We start from the raw sequence: 1,194 nt of genomic DNA on the forward strand, positions 1-1,194 counted from the left end.
GAACCGCGCCGGAGACCTTGCGTGCCTCTGCTTCGGCTGCGGCGTAGACCAGCTGGGGGGCCGCCGCGAGGGGCAACTGATCGGGCCGCCCGCTGAGCCAAAGTGCGGTGGCGTAGGTGCCCATCGAGACCTTGGGATCACCACGCTCCATGCGCAGCAGCGTGGGCGACGTGACGCCCAGGCGCGACGCCCATGCCGCGCGCGACTCACCACGCCGCTTGCGCGCTATTTGCAGATTGGCGCCCAACTCTGCCAACTGGTTTTCGACGGCTGGAGGCAAAAACGCCAGTGACGCGCTGGGCTTGGGCATAAAGATTTGGAAAATACAGATGCCAATTTGTTCTTGAATTGTATTCTGTAATTTCTGATGGGATGCGATTTCCGGAGCGCTTCAGCCTCAGAACAGGCGCTGCCGTGGAGACGAAGTGACCTGCTCTGGCGGAGCAGGCAGCTCGGCTGCACCTGATGCTGGAATGTCGCAACTGACGGGTGCCGGCAACGCTCGCTCCAATCACCTACTCGAGGGACCCGTGGCAGGACGAGCACTGGTTGCCTAGATCAGTGACGACAACGCGTTCTTACTTGCCTCTGGGCATTTGGCTCCGCCACGCCAGCCCCCGAATCCACCGAATCTTGTTTCTGCCTGATTTTTGCGCACTGCTTGGCAAGTCAATGCCGCTGCGGCCTGGGGGAGTTGTGCCCGCAGTTTTCCACAGGTTTAAGCAGGCGCTTTTGGGATAAGTTGACCAACGCAGTGTCCACCACGAGGCAGCCGCTTGACCGATCTGTTCCTCCCGCTGTCACAACGAACGCTGAACAGAGGGCCAAACTGAGTTTTGAGAGGTTCAAGATGCGATGCAGGCCCGCTCGATCTGGCGGACCTTGGTCCAACTGTTGGTCATGTGTGTGCCCGCGCACTCTGCTGGCGCGTGTGCAGGCGTTCGTTGCGAACGGTTTTGCGGGCCTTCATGAAGATCGTTGCGTAGGTGGCCAGGAAGCGGCTCAGCACGCGGGTTTTCTCCCAGGTCGTCGTCGGGCGTGGAACCGTCCAGAAGCCGTAGTTCCGCAAGAGCTTCCCCGCAATCTGGACATCGGTCAGGGTGGCTGGGATGCGCAAGTCGATCTGGACACGGCGCACAGCCACGATCAGGTCGGCCAGCGCCTTTCGGTATGACACGTCGCTGAACATCCAGT

Annotated in this window: 2 protein-coding genes; both read right to left on the reverse strand. The window is 60.8% G+C overall.

Annotated features, from left to right (window positions below):
- On the reverse strand, window positions 1-310 hold a 310-nt coding region (locus Q8M88_RS05525), incomplete at its 3' end, for a helix-turn-helix transcriptional regulator (protein WP_305595245.1).
- Between the two features lie 588 nt (window positions 311-898).
- A partial coding sequence (locus Q8M88_RS05530) for a hypothetical protein (protein ID WP_305595246.1) occupies window positions 899-1,194 on the reverse strand: 296 nt, incomplete at its 5' end.

It is taken from the genome of Phenylobacterium sp. (assembly GCF_030693805.1).
Lineage (GTDB): Bacteria > Pseudomonadota > Alphaproteobacteria > Caulobacterales > Caulobacteraceae > Phenylobacterium.